The sequence below is a fragment of the Agrobacterium larrymoorei genome (genome assembly GCF_013322225.1).
Classification (GTDB): domain Bacteria; phylum Pseudomonadota; class Alphaproteobacteria; order Rhizobiales; family Rhizobiaceae; genus Agrobacterium; species Agrobacterium larrymoorei_A.
The window spans coordinates 21,738-42,950 of the sequence record NZ_JAAMFB010000020.1 but is presented as its reverse complement, the minus strand read 5'-3'; the positions used below and the strand labels follow the sequence as shown (position 1 = coordinate 42,950).

General features: G+C 56.4%; 16 protein-coding genes. 13 read left to right on the top strand and 3 right to left on the bottom strand.

Features of this window, described 5'->3' with window-relative positions; all coding sequences use genetic code 11:
• Positions 1-88: 88 nt before the first annotated feature.
• From G6L28_RS13185 to G6L28_RS13175, 3 genes are all read left to right on the top strand, one after another.
• Positions 89-886, top strand: coding sequence for an alpha/beta hydrolase fold domain-containing protein (locus tag G6L28_RS13185; protein ID WP_174064286.1), 798 nt, complete (start codon positions 89-91; stop codon positions 884-886).
• A gap of 62 nt (positions 887-948) precedes the next feature.
• The gene (locus G6L28_RS13180) at positions 949-2,139 is read left to right on the top strand and encodes an efflux RND transporter periplasmic adaptor subunit (RefSeq protein ID WP_174064285.1); all 1,191 of its coding nucleotides are present in this window, start codon (positions 949-951) and stop codon (positions 2,137-2,139) included.
• A gap of 131 nt (positions 2,140-2,270) precedes the next feature.
• Positions 2,271-5,465, top strand: coding sequence for an efflux RND transporter permease subunit (locus tag G6L28_RS13175; RefSeq protein WP_174064284.1), 3,195 nt, complete (start codon positions 2,271-2,273; stop codon positions 5,463-5,465).
• A 55-nt stretch (positions 5,466-5,520) separates the two neighbouring features.
• Here the strand turns inward: G6L28_RS13175 and fdhA are convergent, their stop codons facing one another.
• Together fdhA and G6L28_RS13165 are read right to left on the bottom strand one after the other, a co-directional pair.
• Positions 5,521-6,711: a formaldehyde dehydrogenase, glutathione-independent gene (gene fdhA / locus G6L28_RS13170; protein ID WP_174064283.1), complete on the bottom strand. Its 1,191-nt coding sequence runs from the start codon at positions 6,709-6,711 to the stop codon at positions 5,521-5,523.
• Between the two features lie 394 nt (positions 6,712-7,105).
• The gene (locus tag G6L28_RS13165) at positions 7,106-8,032 is read right to left on the bottom strand and encodes an ROK family protein (protein WP_174064282.1); all 927 of its coding nucleotides are present in this window, start codon (positions 8,030-8,032) and stop codon (positions 7,106-7,108) included.
• Between the two features lie 228 nt (positions 8,033-8,260).
• On the opposite strand from G6L28_RS13165, the gene G6L28_RS13160 reads away from it, so the two are divergent.
• From G6L28_RS13160 to G6L28_RS13115, 10 genes are all read left to right on the top strand, one after another.
• Positions 8,261-9,409: a mandelate racemase family protein gene (locus G6L28_RS13160; RefSeq protein WP_174064281.1), complete on the top strand. Its 1,149-nt coding sequence runs from the start codon at positions 8,261-8,263 to the stop codon at positions 9,407-9,409.
• Between the two features lie 6 nt (positions 9,410-9,415).
• On the top strand, positions 9,416-10,045 hold the full coding sequence (locus tag G6L28_RS13155) for an SGNH/GDSL hydrolase family protein (RefSeq protein ID WP_174064280.1): 630 nt from the start codon (positions 9,416-9,418) through the stop codon (positions 10,043-10,045).
• An 80-nt stretch (positions 10,046-10,125) separates the two neighbouring features.
• The gene (locus G6L28_RS13150; RefSeq protein ID WP_174064279.1) at positions 10,126-11,724 is read left to right on the top strand and encodes an ABC transporter substrate-binding protein; all 1,599 of its coding nucleotides are present in this window, start codon (positions 10,126-10,128) and stop codon (positions 11,722-11,724) included.
• Positions 11,725-11,898: 174 nt separating this feature from the next.
• Positions 11,899-12,663, top strand: a complete 765-nt coding sequence (locus G6L28_RS13145) for a FadR/GntR family transcriptional regulator (protein WP_174064278.1) — start codon at positions 11,899-11,901, stop codon at positions 12,661-12,663.
• A 208-nt stretch (positions 12,664-12,871) separates the two neighbouring features.
• Positions 12,872-13,894, top strand: a complete 1,023-nt coding sequence (locus G6L28_RS13140; protein WP_174064277.1) for an ABC transporter permease — start codon at positions 12,872-12,874, stop codon at positions 13,892-13,894.
• Entirely contained in the window at positions 13,894-14,778 is an 885-nt protein-coding gene (locus G6L28_RS13135; protein WP_174064276.1) for an ABC transporter permease, read from the top strand. Before G6L28_RS13140 ends, G6L28_RS13135 begins: the two co-directional genes overlap by 1 nt.
• A gap of 3 nt (positions 14,779-14,781) precedes the next feature.
• Positions 14,782-15,618 (top strand): ABC transporter ATP-binding protein, encoded by an 837-nt coding sequence (locus tag G6L28_RS13130; RefSeq protein ID WP_174064275.1) that lies wholly within the window; start codon positions 14,782-14,784, stop codon positions 15,616-15,618.
• Positions 15,618-16,379, top strand: a complete 762-nt coding sequence (locus G6L28_RS13125) for an ABC transporter ATP-binding protein (protein WP_174064274.1) — start codon at positions 15,618-15,620, stop codon at positions 16,377-16,379. The genes G6L28_RS13130 and G6L28_RS13125 overlap by 1 nt, the downstream gene beginning before the upstream one ends.
• Positions 16,380-16,544: 165 nt before the next feature.
• Entirely contained in the window at positions 16,545-17,741 is a 1,197-nt protein-coding gene (locus G6L28_RS13120) for an MFS transporter (protein WP_174064273.1), read from the top strand.
• 177 nt (positions 17,742-17,918) lie between these two features.
• Complete coding sequence (locus G6L28_RS13115; protein ID WP_174064272.1) at positions 17,919-18,815, top strand: helix-turn-helix domain-containing protein; 897 nt, start codon at positions 17,919-17,921, stop codon at positions 18,813-18,815.
• Between the two features lie 36 nt (positions 18,816-18,851).
• Here G6L28_RS13115 and G6L28_RS13110 read toward each other — a convergent pair whose 3' ends face one another.
• On the bottom strand, positions 18,852-20,972 hold the full coding sequence (locus G6L28_RS13110) for a TonB-dependent siderophore receptor (RefSeq protein WP_174064271.1): 2,121 nt from the start codon (positions 20,970-20,972) through the stop codon (positions 18,852-18,854).
• Between the last annotated feature and the right edge of the window lie 241 nt (positions 20,973-21,213).

The following is a 21,213-nucleotide window of genomic DNA, read 5'->3' as shown; positions in this document are numbered from 1 at the left end:
CTTGATCAATTTTCTCCGAACAATAATATGCATTCCAGATTTTGCAAATGGCTTTCGGGCGTTATGCAACGCAAGGGACACCGGAACGATGCAGACGCAGTGGCAACAGATAGGGAGCGGCACTGGGCCCAAACCGCCCCTGTTGGTGCGTCGGTACGAAGGCGCGCAAACAATGCGAAACCCGCCGGTGGTCCTCTACCTTCGTGGCGGTTCGTTTTTGGAAGAACGTTCGGAATATCCAGAGTTGCCGATTGCGCGCGCATTGGCTGACGAAGGGGTCGTCGTCGTTGAGGCGAATTACAGCAAAGCTTCGGGCAACGAATTTCCGATGGTGATCGATTTCGCTTATGAAGCGCTCGATCATCTGGACAGAGAAAGGAAAACATTCGGCAGCGCCAAGTCGCCGCTTTTCGTGGCGGGTGAGGAAGCTGGCGGCAACGTGGCTGCGGGTCTAGCGATAAAAGCCCGTGACCGGATGCCCGGCAAGCTCGCCGGTCAGGTTCTGTTGTCTCCGATGATCGATCCGATGATGACCACGGAGTCGTTTCGTGATGCAGACCGGATTGGAATGCGCCAACGCTGGGCAGATGGATGGAGCCACTATCTCGCAAAAGCATGTGGTTTCTTTCACCCCTACGCCGCACCCTGCCAGTGCACCAGACTAGACAGGGTTGCGCCAGCCTTGATCTTCACAGCGGATGACGATCCGCTGCGAGATGAAACCGTTGGATATGCCGAACGCTTGAAAGCTTCCGATGTCTGCGTCCGGCAACATACCTTCCCATCCGGCATCGGCTGGACGGGTCTTTATCGTGGAGACGGAGGCCAATGGGTTTCGTCCGTCTGTTCGGAATTCATGACATTCGTCAAAGACTTAAAACATTAACATACCCGTGAAATTCAATTGAGAAACTGATCGGCTCTACCCAAGGAGCCAAGGAGAGATCCATGACGCTGAGTAACAAGCGCCGGGCCCTGACGGGTGCCGGCATAGGGCTTGCTGTGTCCGTTGCAGCAGCAGCATTCCTGTTCGAAATGCCAGGCCACGGCGACGCCACCGCCGCATCCACCCCGGCTGAGCAACCGGCGGTGCCGGTGACGGTCGCAAAAGTCGAGAGCCGTGAAATCATGCGCTGGGAAGAGTTTTCCGGAAGACTTGAGGCTGTCGACCGGGTGCAGATTCGCTCACGCGTTGCAGGCCAGATCAAGGCGGTTCACTTCCGCGAGGGCGCACTGGTCAAGGAGGGCGACGCGCTCTTTACCATAGATCCAGCACCTTATGAGGCAGCGATGGCGGGTGCGCAGGCACAGGTCGCCTCCGCTGAGGCGCGTGTTGCACTCGCCAAGACGGAATTGGACCGAGGCCATCGTCTATCCGACAATCGCACGATTTCGCAAAGCGATCTCGATCAACGGCAGAGCTCCTTCACGGACGCGGACGCCCAGCTGCGTGCTGCGCGCGCAACGTTGAAAACAGCTGAACTGGATCTCGGATACACCGATATCCGCGCTCCCGTTTCGGGCCGTGTCGGCAAGATCGAAATTACCGCGGGCAATCTCGTTGCAGCAGGTTCCGCTTCGCCAGCCCTGACGACGCTTGTATCTGTCGACCCGATCTATGCCAGTTTCAATGCCAGCGAAGCCATCGTGATGCGGGCGCTTTCCGAGTTGCCAAAGACCGATGGAGCTCTTCCCGCTCTCGAAAAGATCCCCGTCGAGATCGGCACACTTGCGGACGAGGGTACGCCGACCAAAGGTACACTTCACCTCATCGACAATCAGGTCGATAGCGCGAGTGGCACAATTGGGGTTCGCGCCGTTTTTGAAAACAAGGACGGCAGGCTGATCCCTGGACAGTTCGTTCGCGTCCGTATGGGCGAACCGCAGACTGAAAGCCGCATCCTGATCAGCGACCGCGCAATCGGCACCGATCAGGACAAGAAATTCGTCTTCATCGTCGATGCGGAGAACAAGGTGAACTACCGACAAATCAAGCCGGGCACGTCGGCTGAAGGCCAGCGTATCATAGAAAGCGGCCTTGAAGTCGGTGACACTATTGTCGTGAACGGTATGCAGCGCATTCGTCCCGGGGCGACGGTGGCCCCGCAGACTGAAGAGAAAGTTGTGACCAACCAGTAACTTATCGGCAGGGCAGCCGAAGAAAACAGTCCGGCGCCCTCCCTTGAAGTGCACAGCAAGGCAAATTCCGGTGGCAACCGCCGCCGGACAGTCCTTCCTATTTCCAGATTTCAGCCGGAGAGGGCTTTGAAATGAACATCTCCAGATTTTTTGTCGACAGGCCGGTCTTTGCCGCCGTGCTGTCGATCCTCATCGTGGTGGCGGGCCTGCTCGGCATGCGCGCTCTACCGATTTCAGAATATCCGGAAGTCGTACCGCCTTCGGTTGTGGTGCGGGCCACCTATCCTGGTGCAAACCCGAAGGTGATCGCCGAAACCGTTGCCACGCCGCTGGAAGAGCAGATCAACGGCGTCGAAGACATGATCTACATGTCCAGCCAGGCAACGTCCGACGGCGTGTTGACGCTGACCGTGACCTTCAAGCTGGGAACCGACCCGGATAAGGCACAGCAGCTCGTGCAAAACCGTGTGTCGCAGGCAGAACCCCGCCTGCCCGCGGAAGTCCGCGCACTAGGCATCACCACCGTCAAAAGTTCGCCAGACTTCATCATGGTAGTGAACCTCGTTTCTTCCACAGATGCCTATGACATCACCTATCTGCGCAACTACGCGACGCTGAACATCAAGGACCGTCTGGCCCGTATCGAAGGCGTCGGTCAGGTGCAGGTGTTCGGCGCGGGCGACTACTCCATGCGCGTCTGGCTCGACCCGCAACGGGTGGCCGAGCACGACCTTGCCGCTGCCGACGTCACGGATGCCATCCGCTCACAAAACGTTCAGGCCGCAGCTGGTGTCATCGGCGCCTCGCCGAGCGCCAACGGGGTCGATCTTCAACTGAACGTCAACGCTCAAGGCCGTCTCTCCACGCCTGAAGAATTCGGCAACATCATCGTAAAAGCCGGTGCGAACGGTGAAATCACCCGCCTGCGGGATGTCGCTCGCATCGAACTCGGCGCTGCCGATTATACGCTGCGGTCGCTGCTCGACGGAAAACCGGCTGTTGCCGTCGCTGTCTTGCAGGCTCCCGGCTCCAACGCTCTAGAAATAGCCGACAACGTCCGCGCCACTATGAACGACTTGCAGCTCGCTATGCCGGATGGCGTCAAGTTCGAGATCGTCTACGACACCACGAAATTCGTGCGCTCGTCCATCGACAAGGTGATCGACACGCTTCTCGAAGCCATCGCTCTTGTGGTTCTTGTCGTGATCCTGTTCCTCCAGACATGGCGGGCTTCGATCATTCCGCTCATCGCCGTTCCGGTTTCGATTATCGGCACGTTCGCGGTGATGTATGCGTTCGGATTCTCAATTAACGCACTTACCCTATTCGGCCTCGTGCTCGCCATCGGCATCGTGGTGGACGACGCCATCGTGGTCGTTGAAAACGTGGAAAGAAACATCGAAGACGGACTTTCTCCGCGTGAAGCGACTTATAAAGCGATGCGCGAAGTCTCGGGCCCGATCATCGCCATCGCGCTCGTCCTCGTCGCGGTGTTCGTACCTCTTGCCTTTATCACCGGTCTTTCCGGTCAGTTCTACCGACAATTCGCACTGACGATCGCCATATCAACCGTCATCTCCGCCATCAATTCGCTGACGCTCTCTCCGGCGCTTTCCGCGCTTCTCTTGAAAGAGCATGGCGCAAAAAAGGATTGGCTGACGCGCGGCATGGACAAGGTCTTCGGCTGGTTTTTCCGTGGCTTCAACCGCGCTTTCGGCTCAGCGTCCAATGGTTACGGAAAGACGGTGGGCGGGCTCGTCTCCCGAAAAAGCGTCGTCATGCTGGTCTATCTGGCATTGGTTGGTGCGACCTACAGCGTGTTTACCGCGGTTCCAAGCGGCTTCGTGCCAAGCCAGGACAAGCAGTACCTGATCGGCTTTGCCCAGCTTCCCGATGGAGCCACGCTCGATCGTACCGAAGACGTCATCAAACGCATGAGCGATATTGCGCTTGAGCAGCCCGGTGTCGTCCACGCTATCGCGTTTCCCGGTCTGTCCATCAACGGTTTCACCACCGGCTCCAACGCAGGTATCGTCTTTGCGGTTCTCGATGATTTCGAAAACCGCAAAACGCCGGAGCTTTCCGGCAATGCCATCGCCATGCAGCTGAACCAGAAGTTCGCTGGCATTCAGGATGCATTTATCGCCATGTTCCCGCCACCGCCGGTCAACGGCCTTGGTCAGACCGGTGGCTTCAAACTGCAGATCGAGGACCGCGCCGGTTACGGATATCAGGCCCTTGATGAGGCCGCCAAAGCGGTCATCGCCAAGGCATATCAGACACCCGAACTCGCTGGAATTTTCTCCAGCTACCAGATCAATGTGCCACAACTCTATGCCGATCTTGATCGCGCAAAGGCAGAGCAGCTAGGCGTTTCGGTTACCGATGTTTTCCAGACCCTGCAGATTTATCTGGGCTCGCTCTACGTCAACGACTTCAACGCATTTGGCCGAACATACAGCGTTCGCGTACAGGCTGACGCGCAGTTCCGCGCGCAGGCAGAAGACATTGGCAGACTAAAAGTACGCTCCTCCAACGGACAGATGATTCCGCTTTCCGCGCTGCTGAAGGTGGACGCAACGACTGGCCCGGAACGCACGAACCGCTATAACGGCTTCCTCGCGGCTGACATCAACGGCGGTCCTGCACCCGGCTTCTCATCCGGTCAGGCAGAGGCGGCTATGGAGAAAATCCTGAACGAAACCCTGCCCGCTGGCGTGGAATTCGAGTGGACGGATTTGACCTATCAGCAAATCCTCGCAGGCAATTCGAGCATCATCGTCTTCCCGCTTGCGCTTCTCCTGGTCTATCTTGTTCTTGCCGCACAATATGAAAGCCTGACGCTTCCGATTGCGATCATCCTCATCGTGCCCATGGGCGTTCTGGCGGCCATGACAGGTGTCTGGCTGACGGGAGGGGACAACAACATCTTTACACAGATCGGCCTTGTCGTCCTTGTCGGGCTTTCCGCGAAAAACGCGATCCTGATCGTAGAATTCGCAAGAGAGCTGGAATTCGAAGGCAGAAAGCCCGTCGCTGCCGCCATCGAAGCCAGTCGCCTTCGTCTGCGCCCGATCCTCATGACCTCGCTTGCCTTCATCATGGGCGTGGTTCCGCTGGTCATTTCGACTGGTGCGGGCGCGGAAATGCGCTCTGCAATGGGTGTTGCGGTCTTTGCAGGTATGATAGGCGTTACATTCTTCGGCATCTTCATGACGCCGGTGTTCTACGTGCTTGTTCGGCTGCTAAGCGGCAACCGACCGCTGATACAGCACAAGACGGAAGAGGCCGCGAATAGCGACTACCACCTCGAAAAAGCCAGCTAAAAGCAAAAAGGGCGCCGGTCAAAACCGGCGCCCTTCCTTTTATATCGTGGCTGACTCAGGCGACTTTTGCCAGATCGCCATGCGGATCGAGAACGAACTTGGTCGCCGCGCCCTGATCGAAGGTTTCGTAGCCCTGTACGGCGTCTTCCAGCGAAATGATCCTGGCGTTGACGATATCGGCAATCGGCAAGCGATCATGCAGAATGGCTTGCATCAGCTGACGATTATATTTCAGCACAGGCGTCTGACCCGTGTGGAACGACTGTGCTTTCGCCCAAGCGAGGCCGAAGCGGAGGGAAAGACTACCCTCCTTTGCAGCAGCATCCACCGCGCCTGGGTCTTCCGTCACATAAAGACCCGGAATACCGATGTTACCGGCAGCGCGGGTGATTTCCATCATCTGGTTCAACACGATGGCAGGCTGCTCGCCGCCAGAATGACCACGCGCTTCGAAGCCGACGGCATCGATAGCGCTATCGACTTCGTTGGTGCCGACGACTTCGGCGATCATGTCGCCCAATCGGTCGCTCTTGGAAAGATCGATAGGTTCAAAGCCGACCTTGGCGGCATGGGCCAGACGATCCTTGTTGAAATCGCCGATCATGACGACTGCCGCGCCAAGAATGCGGGCGGATGCCGCAGCCGCAAGGCCGACCGGGCCAGCGCCCGCAACATAGACCGTCGAGCCAACGCCGACGCCTGCCTTGACCGCACCATGGAAGCCGGTTGGGAGAATATCCGAAAGCATCGTGAGGTCGCGGATCTTGGCCAATGCCCTGTCGCGATCCGGTATCTTCAACAGGTTGAAGTCGGCATAAGGAATGGTGACATACTTCGCCTGTCCACCGATCCAGCCGCCCATATCCACGTAACCATAAGCACCACCCGCGCGGGACGGATTAACGGTCAGGCAGACGCCAGTGTCCTGCGATTTGCAGCAACGGCAACGGCCACAGGCAACGTTGAAGGGTACGGATACGATGTCGCCGATTTCCAGCATCTCGACATCGACGCCTTTTTCGATGATTTCACCAGTGATTTCGTGGCCAAGCACGAGGCCCGGCATTGCTGTTGTGCGCCCACGAACCATGTGCTGGTCGGAGCCGCAGATGTTGGTGGAAACGACCCGGAGAATGACGCCATGCTCGATGCGGCGACCATCCGGGGCTTCAAGCTTCGGATCATCGATATCACGCACCTCTACCTTGCCCGGTCGCAAGTAGACTACGCCACGGTTCCTGCTCATCTGCTTTTCCTCCTGTGTCATGCCATCGATAGAAAATCCACGGCAACTGAAATCCAGCCGCTCCTTCGGCTGTGCAAAAAAGGATCGGAAGGTAGCGACGACCTCAACTCAGGGAATCTGCGACTACGCCTCCATCGCACCGGTTGCGCATACGACCGGGGCGTCCTCTTCGGTTACAGAAGACCATGGAATGATGGCGCACATCATCGGAAATACGACGCCATCTGGACGGGTGGCGACAGAGTATGCTGGCCACTCAAGACAACGCGCTGCAACCGGCATTATCGGAGACTGTGACGATGCCAGATCGCCAACCGTTGCAAGCTATATCTGCTGAAGCGTGATGGTGAGGGAGGCTAAACAACCGGCTTGAAAATAGCCCCTCAATGATCGCTTACCGTTTAGCAGCACTCTCTTTAACGAAGTCGAAACCTAGCACAGCCGCTCCTACAATTCCGGGCTCTATGCTGCATTCAGCCTTGACGACAAGTGGTCGTTGAAAACGTCTCAACACGCGTTGGCGCACCGCTTCATCCAGAGCGGTAATCAGTGGCAACGAATTGGAAAGCCCGCCACCAACAGGAATGATGGTGGCGCCTACGGTGTTGACTACGAGAGCAAGCGGTCCAGCGAGGATTTCAACATAGAATTCAACGGTTCTTCTGGAGGTTTCATCACCGGAACACCAGCCCTCAAGAATGCCCTCGGCGGACAGGTCAACGCCGGTGAGATGACGGTGCAGCTTTTCGATGCCTCGCGCGCTTCCGATGGCGTCAAGGCAACCATCTAGACCACACCCACAGCGGAATCGGGGTAATTCGACGGGTGGCTTGCCGACCCGCGTGGCGGCAATAGGTCCATGGCCCCACTCTCCCGCAAAACCGCCAGAAGCGTTGATAAGTTTGCCATTGATGACAAGACCTCCACCAACGCCTGTCCCGAGGATAGCTCCAAAAACAACGGAATGCCCCCTGCCCGCTCCAGCACCGTATTCAGCCAGCGCACAGCAATCGGCGTCATTGGCAATCAGCACCGGTCGCTTCAATGCGGCCTCAAGATCATCTTTCAACAGCCGACCATGCGCACAGGGAATATTGGCGATGACCGCCCGTTGCGTGTCAGTGTCGACGACCCCGGCAATCGATATCGATACGCAGTCAGGAGTTTGACCTATCTCCTCAATGACCGACCGCAATACATTCACGAAAGCGTCGAAGTCGTGAACAGGCGTGCTTCTTCGGGCAACGGGACGGATGTCATCGATCGACCAGGCTCCTGCACCCTTGATGGTCGTTCCGCCAATATCAAAACAAACGATCACGCCTGCTCTCCCGAACCGAATTTTCCAACACGTTTTCTATGACCGGACTTCGCTGGCTTTACCAGCCATTACAGCACCTTGCTTCGTAAAAGAACCAGCAGGACACCGTCACCTAGCCCTACCCCAACGGGACCAGCCGAGAACGTGTTTGACAAGATTTGGAAACATGTCTAAACATGTCTGACATATATAGCGAGACATGCTATCACATTCAGGAGGAGCGAGCCGATGATCATAACCGACGTGGAGGTGCGGGTTTTCCGCACGACGACACGACGCCACTCGGATAGCGCCGGTCATGCGCATCCGGGCCCTGCTCATCAGGTCGAGCAGGCGATGCTGACCATCCGCACCGAAGACGGGCAAGAAGGCCATTCCTTCACCGCGCCAGAAATCGTCCGTCCTCACGTCATCGAAAAATTCGTGAAGAAAGTTCTTATCGGCGAGGACGCACGCGACCGCGAGCGTCTTTGGCAGGATCTGGCCCATTGGCAGCGCGGTTCCGCAGCACAGTTGACGGACAGAACGCTGGCCGTGGTCGATTGTGCATTGTGGGACCTTGCAGGTCGTGCGCTCAACCAACCTGTCTACAAGTTGATTGGCGGTTATCGCGACAAGGTTCTAGCTTACGGCTCCATCATGTGTGGTGACGAATTGGAAGGCGGCCTTGCAACACCTGAAGACTACGGTCGGTTTGCTGAAACGCTCGTCAAGCGTGGCTACAAGGGCATCAAACTTCACACCTGGATGCCGCCGGTGAGCTGGGCGCCGGACGTGAAGATGGATTTGAAGGCATGCGCTGCCGTTCGCGAAGCGGTCGGCCCGAATATTCGCCTGATGATCGACGCGTTCCACTGGTATTCCCGCACAGACGCTCTTGCATTGGGCCGTGGCTTGGAAAAGCTGGATTTCGACTGGATCGAAGAGCCGATGGACGAGCAGTCTCTTTCATCCTACAAGTGGCTTTCCGACAATCTCGACATTCCCGTCGTGGGTCCGGAAAGTGCGGCTGGCAAGCATTGGCACCGTGCCGAATGGATCAAATCCGGCGCATGCGACATTCTCAGAACCGGCGTCAACGATGTCGGCGGTATCACACCTGCTCTCAAGACCATGCATCTTGCCGAAGCATTCGGCATGGAGTGCGAGGTCCACGGCAACACCGCCATGAACCTGCATGTTGTTGCGGCGACGAAGAACTGCCGCTGGTATGAACGCGGCTTGCTGCATCCGTTCCTTGAATATGACGATGGTCACGATTACCTGAATTCGCTTTCCGATCCGATGGACAAGGACGGCTTCGTGCATGTGCCCAATCGTCCTGGCCTTGGCGAAGACATCAATTTCAACTTCATCGAAAACAATCGGGTACGGTGATCGTCGATGAAAACTATCCTGGCTTTCGGCGATAGCTTGACGTGGGGCGCAGATCCGGCAACGGGCTTGCGTCATCCGATAGAAAGCCGCTGGCCGGAAGTGCTGGAGCAGGAACTCGGCGGCTTCGCAAAAGTAATCCCCGAGGGTTTAGGCGGGCGCACCACCTGCTATGACGATCACACTGGCCCTGCGTGCCGGAATGGTTCGAAGGCGCTGGCGGTTTCACTTGCAAGTCACATGCCGCTCGATCTCGTCATCATCATGCTGGGAACGAATGACCTGAAACCAATGCATGGCGGTGTCGCAGAAGTCGCGATCTCCGGCATGCGGCGGCTGGCACAGATCATCGAAACTTTTCCCTACAAGCCGAAGGGTGCACAGCCGAAACTGTTGATCGTCGCACCTCCGGCATGTGTGGAAGGTCCGAATGGAAAGCCCGCAGCCGGACGACGCATTGCGGAGTCCGAGCGGCTATCGCCCCTTCTTGCTGCGCTGGCGCGCGAGGTAGACGCAGCATTTTTCGACGCGGGTACCGTGGCGAAATCTTCTGCCATCGACGGTGTCCATCTGGCGCCGGAAGAAACGGCAGCAATTGGACGGGCGCTGGCAGCACCGGTTCGCAGCATTCTGGAATAAAGCCGGAAGCCCCACGGAGGAATGGGGTGAAATCTAACTAGCAAGGGCGTTGCTGAAACAGCGTCCACATGGGAGGCAACATGAAAAAGTTTTTTGCATCCGCAGTATTCGCCGCTCTTTTGATCGGCGTGGCTCCTGTCGGTGTCATGGCGGAAACGCCCAAGGACCAGTTGGTGGTGGCAACCACCATGAGCAATATCCTTACACTTGACCCCGCCGCCATCACCGGTCGCGAAACGGTTCAGGTTCTCAACAACGTCTACGACACGCTGGTCGAGCTTTCCGCCAAGGATCGCAGCGTGCAGCCACGTGCCGCAGAAAAGTGGGAAATCGCGGAAGATCGCATGTCGATCCGCTTTCATCTGCGCGACGGCCTGAAATTTGCGTCCGGCAATCCGGTAACTGCCAACGACGTGGCATGGAGCCTTAAACGTCTGCTCGCTCGCAATCTCGCTCAGTCGTCCTTCCTCAAAACGCGCGGCTACAAGCTGGAGGATGCGGACAAGCTGTTCGTAGCTGAAGATGAACGCACATTTGTTCTCAAGCTCCCCAAGCCGGATGACCCGAACCTGCTACTGATGATCCTGGCCCAGAATGGCCCGGGCACCATCATCGACAGCAAGACCGCGCTTGAAAACGAGAAGGATGGCGATCTTGGTGCTGGCTGGCTCACGCTGAATTCCGCAGGTTCCGGCCCCTATAACCTGACCCAGTGGAAGTCGAACGAATACATCATTCTGACTCGTAACGACGATTACTGGGGTGAAAAGCCAGCGATGAAGCGCGTGTTGATGCGCCATCTGCCTGAATCGCAGTCCCAGCGCCTCATGCTGGAAAAAGGTGACATCGACGTCGCCTATTCGCTTCAGGCACCTGATCTGAAGTCGCTGGAAGCAGACAAGGGCGTCAGCATCGAATCCGTTCCCGGTTCTGGCTTCTATTACCTTGCGGTCTCCATGAAGGACGAGCGGTTTGCCAAGCCGAAGGTTCGTGAAGCGCTGCGCTACCTCATCGATTATGAAGGCCTCGACAAGGCTGTGATGCCTTACTATGGCAAGCTGCATCAGCGCCCCATTTCCACCGGCTTTCTAGGTGCCTTGCCTGACGAGGGCTTTAAGCTCGACGTGGAAAAAGCCAAAGCGTTGCTTGCTGAAGCGGGTTATCCGAACGGCTTCAAGACGACACTCCGTGTCCTCTCCGAAGACCCGTTCATGAAAGCAGCGACGGCGATCCAGAACACGCTCGCACAGGCAGGCATTCAGGCCGATCTGATCAGCGGTTCGGGCGACCAGATTTACGGTGCAATGCGTGACCGTAAGTTCGAGCTTCTGGTTGGCCGCGGTGGCGGTGGACAGCAGCCCCACCCTGACAACAACCTTCGCTCCATGGTTTACAACCCCAACAATGCCGATGAGGCAAAGTTGACCAACTATCAGGGATGGCGCACCAGCTTCTACGACGAGAAGCTGAACAAGATGATCGAAGATGCGCTCGTTGAGCGTGACCAGGCGAAACAGGCCAAGGCTTACGAAGATATCCAGCATTACATGGATGACGTCGTGATCTCGATCCAGCCGTTTTCCGAAGTCATCGATACAGCCGGTTTCCGCAGCGACGTCAAGGGGTTGATCGTTAGCCCATGGGTCACGCGCTTCGAAGAAGTGACAAAAGAAAGATAGTCTCCCAGGACTGAACATGTGAGGGGCGGGTTGAACAACCCGCCCTTATATCTTTAAAGCGCAATGCGTCCTGCCGCATTCTAAAAGCGGCACTGGGCGCGGTGCGCGAGATGCTTGCAATATTTTTTGCATCCACTAACATGCCTGACAACTTCGCGACATGTGGGAGCGCCAATGCAAAAGGAAAGCCTTTTGGACAATCAGCATGTTGGTTCGCTTGCCTCCAAAATCAGCATGGCACTCAAGCGCGATCTGGCGGAAGGCGTCTTCCAGCCGGGAGACAGGCTGCCGAGCGAGAGCGAACTGACCAAGGAATATTCGGTCAGCCGAACGGTCGTGCGCGAAGCCATCGCTATTTTGCGGGCAGACGGGTTGGTGCAGGCACGCAAGGGTGCTGGCGTCTATGCGCTGACACCGCCTCAAAAGCACGACCTCCCCTTCACCAACCTCAAGCTGGAACGCATTTCCTCGGTCATCGAACTGCTGGAATTGAGAACCGTATTCGAGGTGGAATCAGCCGCATTCGCAGCCGCCCGGCGCTCTGCCGCTCAGCTTGAAACGATTCTGGAAGCGCATCACCGTATTGGCGAATGTCTCAGCAATGGCAGCTCGACGCGGGATGCCGACTTCGATTTTCATCTGGCAATCGCACAAGCCACCCAAAACGCCCGTTTTCCGGAGTTTTTGCAACTCATTCGTTCCGGCATCATCCCGCGTGGCGAATTGCAGGGCGCGGCGCCCGGTGCGCGGCCCAAGGATTACAACCTGCATCTTCAGGAAGAACACGGGAACATTGTCGATGCGGTTCTGGAGGGCGACCCTGAACGCGCCCGCGAAAGCATGCGTGCTCATCTTCGCGGCAGCCTCGACCGTTACAAGGCACTTCTGAGATCGCAGTCGGTTCATTCCGATACCGTGCCCGCTGGCTTGAAGCCCTAAACACGGCTTGCGCTGCTTTTGGGGCACTAGTTGGCGCCCCCAAGACTCATTGAGCGTAGCGGGATGGCGAGGTTTGAAGAACATTAAATTTTTCTCAACAAGCTCCATACGCCTCCGATTGCTTGACAGCATGACGCTCTTGTGACAAGTTCGCCAAACTTGTCAGACAAGGAGTAGGAAGCTCCACCGCTGACGAACGGAGGAAATCATGTCGATACGGCGTCTGCGCTTCGGTAGCGCAGCCGGGCAAGCTGGCACCATTGCCATTACGCTGCTCGGTTTGCTTCTGCTCACATTTTTCATAGGTCGGCTTATGCCCGCTGATCCTGTCCGCGCCATCGTCGGCGAAGACGCGACACGCGAAACCTATGAACAGGTTTACCGTTCGCTGGGTCTTGATCGCCCTATCTGGGAACAGTTCTTCTATTATCTGAGAGATGTTTTCACCGGCAATTTTGGCGTATCGATCCGCACCGGTCAGCCAATCATCCAAGACATCCTGCATGTGATGCCCGCAACGATTGAGCTGGCGACCTTCGCCATCATTATCGGCGCGGGCCTTGGTGTGCCGCTCGGCGTGTTCGCAGCCGTCAATAAGGATAAGTGGCAGGACCACGTTGTTCGCGTCTTCAGCCTGTTCGGCCATTCCATGCCGATCTTCTGGACCGGTATGATCGCACTGATCGTCTTTTATGCTCACTTGGGCTTGGTCGGTGGCAGTGGCCGTATGGACCAGTTCTATATTGGTCTCGTGGAAGAGCACACGGGCTTCCTACTTATCGACAGCCTCATTGCAGGCGACATGGATGTATTCTGGTCGGCGATAAACCATCTTATCCTGCCCGCTTCCCTGCTCGGTTATTCCTCCTCCGCCTACATCACCCGAATGACACGCAGCTTCATGCTGGACCAGCTGGGTCAGGAATATGTCACCACCGCACGGGTCAAAGGACTGTCCAGCAGACAGACGATCTGGCGTCATGCATTTACCAACATCCGCGTTCAGCTCGTCACGATCATTGCGCTGGCCTATGGCTCGCTACTCGAGGGTGCCGTTCTCATCGAAACCGTGTTCGCATGGCCGGGCTTCGGTCAGTATCTGACAAGCAACCTGATCATCGGCGACATGAACGCCGTGATGACCTGCGTACTCATTGTCGGTGTCATCTTCATCGGACTGAACCTGTTGTCTGACATCCTGTACCGAATCTTCGACCCGAGGACACGCTGATGACTGCGAAAACCGAAACAATCCGCCTTCCGGCTTCGCTGAATGCCCTGAAGAACATCGTGCTGTTCCTGCTGAAAAGCCCGACGTCCACTTTCGGTCTGGCCGTTCTGTTGCTGTTGATCATCACCGCTATTTTCGCGCCGTTAATCGCCACACACGATCCCTATGTGCAAAGCCTGACGAATACGCTTCAGGCACCGGGCAACGGCCACTGGTTCGGCACGGACGAGCTAGGCCGCGATATCTTCAGCCGGCTCGTCTATGGCGCGCGCATCACGTTGACGATCATCTTCCTCGTCTCGATCGTGGTCGGACCGATCGGCCTCATCATCGGCACCGCGTCCGGTTATCTTGGTGGCAAGTTCGATACGGTCATGATGCGCATCACCGATATCTTCCTGTCGTTCCCGAGCCTCATCCTGTCGCTCGCCTTCGTTGCGGCGCTGGGGCCGAGCCTCAACAACGCGATCATCGCCATCGCGCTCACCTCCTGGCCGCCGATTGCGCGTCTAGCCCGCGCTGAGGCCATGACGTTCCGCAATGCGGATTATATTGCCGCCGCACGGCTTCAGGGCGCATCCTCGACACGCATCATCGTCAAGTCGATCATGCCCATGTGCCTGCCTTCGGTCTTGATCCGTCTGACATTGAACATGGCGACTGTTATTCTGACCGCAGCAGGCCTCGGCTTCCTCGGCCTAGGCGCACAGCCGCCGCTGCCGGAATGGGGTGCGATGATTGCGACCGGCAGACGCTACATGCTGGACAACTGGTGGCTCGTCACCTTCCCCGGCGTTGCGATCCTTTCCGTCAGTCTCGCATTCAACCTGCTGGGCGATGGTCTGCGCGATGCGCTCGATCCGAAACAGATGAACCGGAGATAAGCCATGGAACAGTCGATCCTCGACGTCAAAAATCTCCGCATCCGCTATGGCGGCTCGCCTGTGGATGCCGTGCGCGGTGTTTCCTTCACGCTTGGCCGTGAACGTCTCGGCATTGTCGGCGAAAGCGGCTCCGGCAAATCGACGGTGGGACGGGCGCTGCTACGCCTTCTTCCCGGTGCGACGATTACTGCCGATACGCTTCGCTTCGAAGATACAGAGCTTCTGTCGCTGACGGAAAAGCAGATGCTCAAGGTTCGCGGGCGCCGCATGTCCATGATCCTTCAGGATCCGAAGTTCTCGCTCAACCCCATCAAGAAAGTTGGGGATCAGGTTGCGGAAACTTATCTCCGCCACTTCAGCTGCCCGAAGAGCGAAGCGAAGGCGAAAGCCATCGCCATGCTGGAAGCGGTTAAAATTCGCGATCCGGAGCGGGTCTTCAACCAATATCCGCATGAGATTTCCGGTGGCATGGGTCAGCGTGTCATGATCGCCATGATGCTTCTTGCCGATCCCGATCTCGTCATTGCCGACGAACCGACATCGGCGCTCGATGTGACCGTGCGTTTGCAGGTTCTCAATATTCTGGATGATCTTGTGCGCAATCGCGGCATCGGCCTCATCATGATCAGCCATGACTTGAACCTCGTGCGCAATTTCTGTGATCGCGTGCTGATCATGTATGCGGGTCAGGTTGTTGAAACCCTCTCCGCGAAAGAACTCGACAAGGCGCAGCATCCCTACACGCGCGGCCTGCTGGCTGCACAGCCACGCATCGGTGGCACCCGTGCGCCGCTCGCCGTACTCGACCGCCGTCCCGAATGGCTGGAGGAGAAAGTCTGATGTCAGTTTCCGTCGATATCAAAGATCTGTCGATCACCTTCGGGGAAGGCCCTGCCGCAGTAAAAGTCCTGCCCAGCGTGTCGTTCTCAGTCGCGCCCGGCGAATGTTTCGGCCTTGTTGGCGAATCCGGTTCGGGCAAATCCACCGTGCTGCGTTGCGTCTCCATGCTCACGGACATCTGGGAAGGCGAAGTCAAGATCGCTGGGAAATCGGTGCGCGACATGCCGCTGATCGAACGTTGCCGCACGCTTCAGATGGTGTTTCAGGACCCTTATGGATCGCTTCATCCACGCCAGTCCGTTCGCACGGTTCTCAGTGAACCGCTGACGATCCATAAGCTGGGTGACAAGGAAGATCGCATGAAGAAGGCGATCACGGATGTGGGCCTGCCGATTTCCTTCCTCGACCGTTTCCCGCATCAGCTTTCCGGTGGTCAGCGTCAGCGTGTGGCCATTGCCCGCGCGCTCGTTCTGGAGCCATCGCTGCTTCTGCTCGATGAGCCAACCTCCGCGCTCGACGTTTCGGTTCAGGCCGAAATTCTTAACCTGCTCCAGCGTCTGCGCGACGAACGCGGCTTCACCTACATCATGGTGACCCACGATCTGGCCGTGGTCGATCACATGTGCGACCGCTTTGCCGTGATGCTGCGTGGTGAAGTGACGGAAATCCTTCCGCGCGATGCCATTCCCGGCAACAAGGCAACGCATCCATACGCACGAGAGCTTATCGGCGCATCGCTGGAGTATGAAGGCGCGCTTTAAGCGGACGCCTGAACGGACAGAAACAAAGCCGTCGCTCTCAAAAGCGCCGGCTTTGAGCTTTTTATTCTCCTAAAATACACAAAACCGTGACATTCGGCCTTGAATACGCGGCCCTAAAGCGTGAAAAGCACTGATCTTTATAGAGAATACCCGGAGATCAGTATCATGGCGCGTGTAACCAATGTCGGCTTCCAGCCGGAGGTCACGACCTTTTCCATCATCGCTGCCGCCAGCTTTTGCCATATGCTCAACGACATCATGCAATCGCTGCTGACCTCGCTCTATCCTTTGCTGAAGGCCAATTACTCGCTCGATTTCATGCAGATCGGCCTTCTCACCTTCGCCTTTCAGGTAACGGCGTCACTGTTACAGCCAGCGGTCGGCATTGCGACAGATAAGTGGCCCATGCCATTCTCCCTGCCGGTCGCGATGCTGTCCACCTGCACCGGCCTTCTGACGCTCGCCTTCGCACACAGCTTCCCGATCCTGATTATTGGCGCATGTCTCATTGGCATCGGCTCGGCCATTTTCCACCCGGAAGCATCGCGTGTTGCGCGTGTGGCATCCGGCGGGCGGCATGGCCTGGCACAGTCTTTCTTCCAGGTTGGAGGCAATACCGGCACCGCAATCGGGCCGTTGCTCGCCGCCTTTATCGTCATTCCACGCGGACAGGAAAGCCTCAGCTGGTTCTCGCTGATTGCTCTGGCGGGCTTTGCTGTTCTGTCATGGGTCAGCGTCTGGTACAGCCGCCACCGCCGCAGCACCGTTGGCCGCGCACCGGTCAGCAAGGCTTTTCCGTTGCCGCGCAGCAAGGTCATGACGACCCTTGCCGTTTTGATCGTTCTGACCGCAACGAAGAACGCCTATCTCGCCAGCATCTCCAGCTACTTCACCTTCTTCACCATCGAGAAGTTTGGCCTGTCCGTCCAGCATGCGCAGGTTCTCCTGTTCCTGTTTCTCGGAGCCTCTGCCGCTGGCGTTTTCTTTGGCGGACCTATCGGAGATCGTTACGGCTCTCGCGTGGTAATCTGGTTCTCAATTCTCGGCGTCATTCCTTTCGCGCTTTTGCTGCCCTATGCCAACCTGTTCTGGACATCCGTCCTCGTCGTTCTGATCGGCTTCATCTTCTCTTCCGCCTTTTCAGCAATCGTCGTCTTTGCGCAGGAACTGGTGCCGGGTCGAGTCGGACTGATCGCCGGCCTGTTCTTCGGCTTCGCTTTTGGTTTTGGCGGTATTGGCGCTGCCGTTCTCGGCATCTTTGCCGACCGGGAAGGCATTGAATTCGTTTACCGCATCAGTTCGTACATGCCGCTTCTCGGCCTGTTGACGGTGTTGCTGCCGAAGCTGCCCAAACGTCGGTAACGTGTTAGAAAACCGGCAAAATACCTAGCATCTTGCGCGATAGGAAAAATATGATTAAGTTTGTCATAATACTCCTTTCGCCCTTGGTACAATCTTCGCAGACGACACTCTTGCCCGGTTTCTCCGGCAGCTAGTCTTTGCGCTGAACCGATGGGCATCCGCTCACGCAGAATGCCGATGACCTATCTCCATTCCATGACCAGCTACACGACCGGCATCCGGGCTCTACAGCCCGCCAAATGGCGTGGGCTGGACGGCGTGATGAGCGTGTTCTGGGATGCCGAAGGGCAATCAGGGGCAACGGGCTACTACCTGTCACCAGATCCCCGGATCGTCATATTCTTCAATGACGTCTCCGCGCACATCCGAATGACCAATCAGGACAACGGTGCGGCAGAGCGGTATCGCCCGATGACACGTGTGGTCTATGTACCTGCCGGTATGCCATTATGGACGCGGTTCGATACTTCGCATCGTTTTTCTCACCTCGATCTTCATCTTCACAAAGACCGGTTGGTCCGGTTTCTTACCGGTCATGTCGGCGCATCCTCGGCAACGGCCGCGATACGCCGTCCAGTCGAAGTCGAGGAGGTGACGGCGATTGAAACGCTTGCAAGCCTGCTGGTAGCGGAAATTTCGGCACCGTCCAAACACCCCGCCTTTGCGGAAAGTCTTGTCGGCAGCATTGTTGCCGGATTGCTGGACATCAAAGGCGAAGAGCAGGAGCAGATCAATAGCCGCCTCACACAGGCGCAGATGAACAGGCTCATGGCGTCCATCAACGCGTGCGGCGACTTCAAGATGACTGTCGGGGAGATGGCCGCAACAGTTGGTTTGTCGGAAAGTTGGTTCGCCAACGTCTTCAAGCAGACAACCGGTAAGACCCCATTGCAGTGGCAACTTGGCAAACGGATCGAACTTGCCCAGAAGCTTCTGGCCGAAAGCGATCTGGCCGTTGCAGAAATAGCGGCGCAATTGGGCTTTTCGGATCAGGCACACCTGACGAAAGCATTCCGCCAGATTGCCGGAGACACTCCGGCATCCTGGCGTCGTTTACGCACCGTAGGTCGCTGAGAAACTCCCACCCTGTTCGATGGATGGAATGAAACCTCACCAGGTTTGGCGCAGGGTTGCATAAATCGCCCGGCCCGGATTGTAATACTGGCCCCCGCCATCCTGGTTGGCGATGTGCTTTTCATCAAACAGATTGCTGGCATTGAGTTGGAGCGTCGTGTTCTCCTTGATCTTGTAGGAGAATGCAGCGTCGAACAAGATTGCGCTTTCTGATGTAAGCGTGTTCGCAAGATTGGTAAAATAGTTATCCGTGTAGCGTGCACCGAGACCGAACGTCATGTCACCGCGTGCGCCTTCACCTTGAAGGGTATAGGTTGTCCAAACAGACGCCAGATGCTTTGGAACACGCATCAGCCTGTGGCCATTGTTTACACCACCCGGTTCATCAATATTGGAGTCGATGTAGCTGTAGGCCGCAACCAGATCGATGTTGTCCGTCAACTCCGCCTTTGCCTCAAGCTCCAGTCCACGATGGCGAATTTTTTCTACAGTCGTCGGGACATAAGTCACATACATGGAGTCATAGACGGAGAAGTTTTCTTTGGTCAGATCATACAGCGACGCTGTGAATGTCGCTGGCAAAGCATCCGGCTGGTACTTTACACCAACTTCATACTGCTTTCCGGTCGTCGGTTCGTTGCCAACAGCAGGGGGCGCTACCGACTCCGAGTAACTTGCAAAGGCTGCAAGTTCCTCGGTTATCTTATAGCTAACGCCGATTTTTTTGCTGAATTCACTATGGTTTTCGGAAGTCCGCGCACCGGAAGACAAAGCAGTTTGGCTTAGATCAAGCCAGTCGTTACGCAGACCAAGGCTTACGGTCAACCTATCCCAAAAAACCAAATCCTCTTGAAGATAAATCGCCTTTGTTACCTGATCATTGCCATTGCCGGGTGTTAGTCCAGCGCCGGGCCCACCAGAATAAACAGGGTTCGTAGCGTCTATCTGAGGCGCATTGAGATACAGGCTACTTTCCTTGGATTTGAAGTTGTTATATTCGACGCCCACAAGCGACCGGCTTTCGACATTTTCGAAGCTTTTCTCATAAATTAGGTTGGCGTCGATGACGAACTGTTCTGAAGATTTCCCGCTGCCGAAGTAGTAGCGATTAAGAGGGTTCGCGCCGGGCGCATTTGTCAGGCCAAGAAAAGTGCCGCCAAATCCGGTTTTCGTCTTCGCATATCGCGCATTCGAGCCAAAGCTCAGACCATTACCAAAATCGTGGTCGAACATGAGGCTGTAAGTGTTGCGATTCGTATCGTTGAAATAATAGTCCGGCTCACCGAAAAATTTGCTTCTATCGAAGTCCGAGCCGAAGGGATGGCCGCCACTACCAGGAACACCATCCTTATTGAGGTGATCGAACACGAAAGACAGGCTCGTCAGATCGGTAGGTCGCCATGTCAGGCCGCCCATGATGAACTTTTCGTTGTCCTTCGAGTAATCGTATTCGGCATCTGCATCTTGGAACTTTCCAGTCAGTCGATAGGAAAGCGTATCGTCTTCGGTAATGTTGTCACCGAAATCCAGTCCAACTTCCTTGTGATTGAACGACCCGCCAGTCACATAGGCTTCGCCAAATCGCTCGCTTTTCGGCAATTTCGTTACATAGTTGACTGCCCCGCCCGGCTCCGCTGACCCAAAGCTGCCGGAACTGCTTCCCTTGAGGACCTCAATGCGTTCGAACGCATAAGGCTCCTCCCGAACTCCCCCAAACGTCCTGCCGATCGCGAGACCATCACGATAGGTATAAGGGTTAAAGCCGCGAATATCGAAAAAATCCCAGCGGTCGTCAGAGCCATAAAAATCAGTAACGACGCCAGCGGTGTACTGAACCACTTGTTCAACGCTCGTCGCGGCACGCTCCTTGATTTCCTTGGCCGTGATCACGGAAACCGAGGCGGGTGTCGTCAGGATTTCACCAGGCATCTTACCGGCACCCGTCGTCTGTCGCGTAACAATCGATCTTTCGTCATTATCCGTGCCGCTGCCCTGCACGACAATCGTTTCCAGAACGGTCGAACCATTCGATTGTGCCTGCTGCGCCGAAACCTGAATAGGGGCAAAACCGACGAGAGCTGTGCAGCCAAGCAGAATCGCGTCGCGATAGCTGCGCTGCTTATCATTGCGCTGTTCTTCAGGTGTCTTGAGTATCATTTCACGATCCAGATGCAGATTGCCGCTGTGAGAACCGTGTGAAACGGCCCATGCCAGCCTTCAAAGATGATCCGCGCTTGCCATTTGGATGAGGATAAATTCCCCTCTCCTTCCCATGCAATGAGCGAAGCGCAGTTGATCGCGTATAACTTGAGAAACTTTGTCCGGTATTGTATTTTTCCACGGTTTTGTACGAAACCACGGAAACTTCGCGTCCATAACGATCTGAAAGCGACATCGG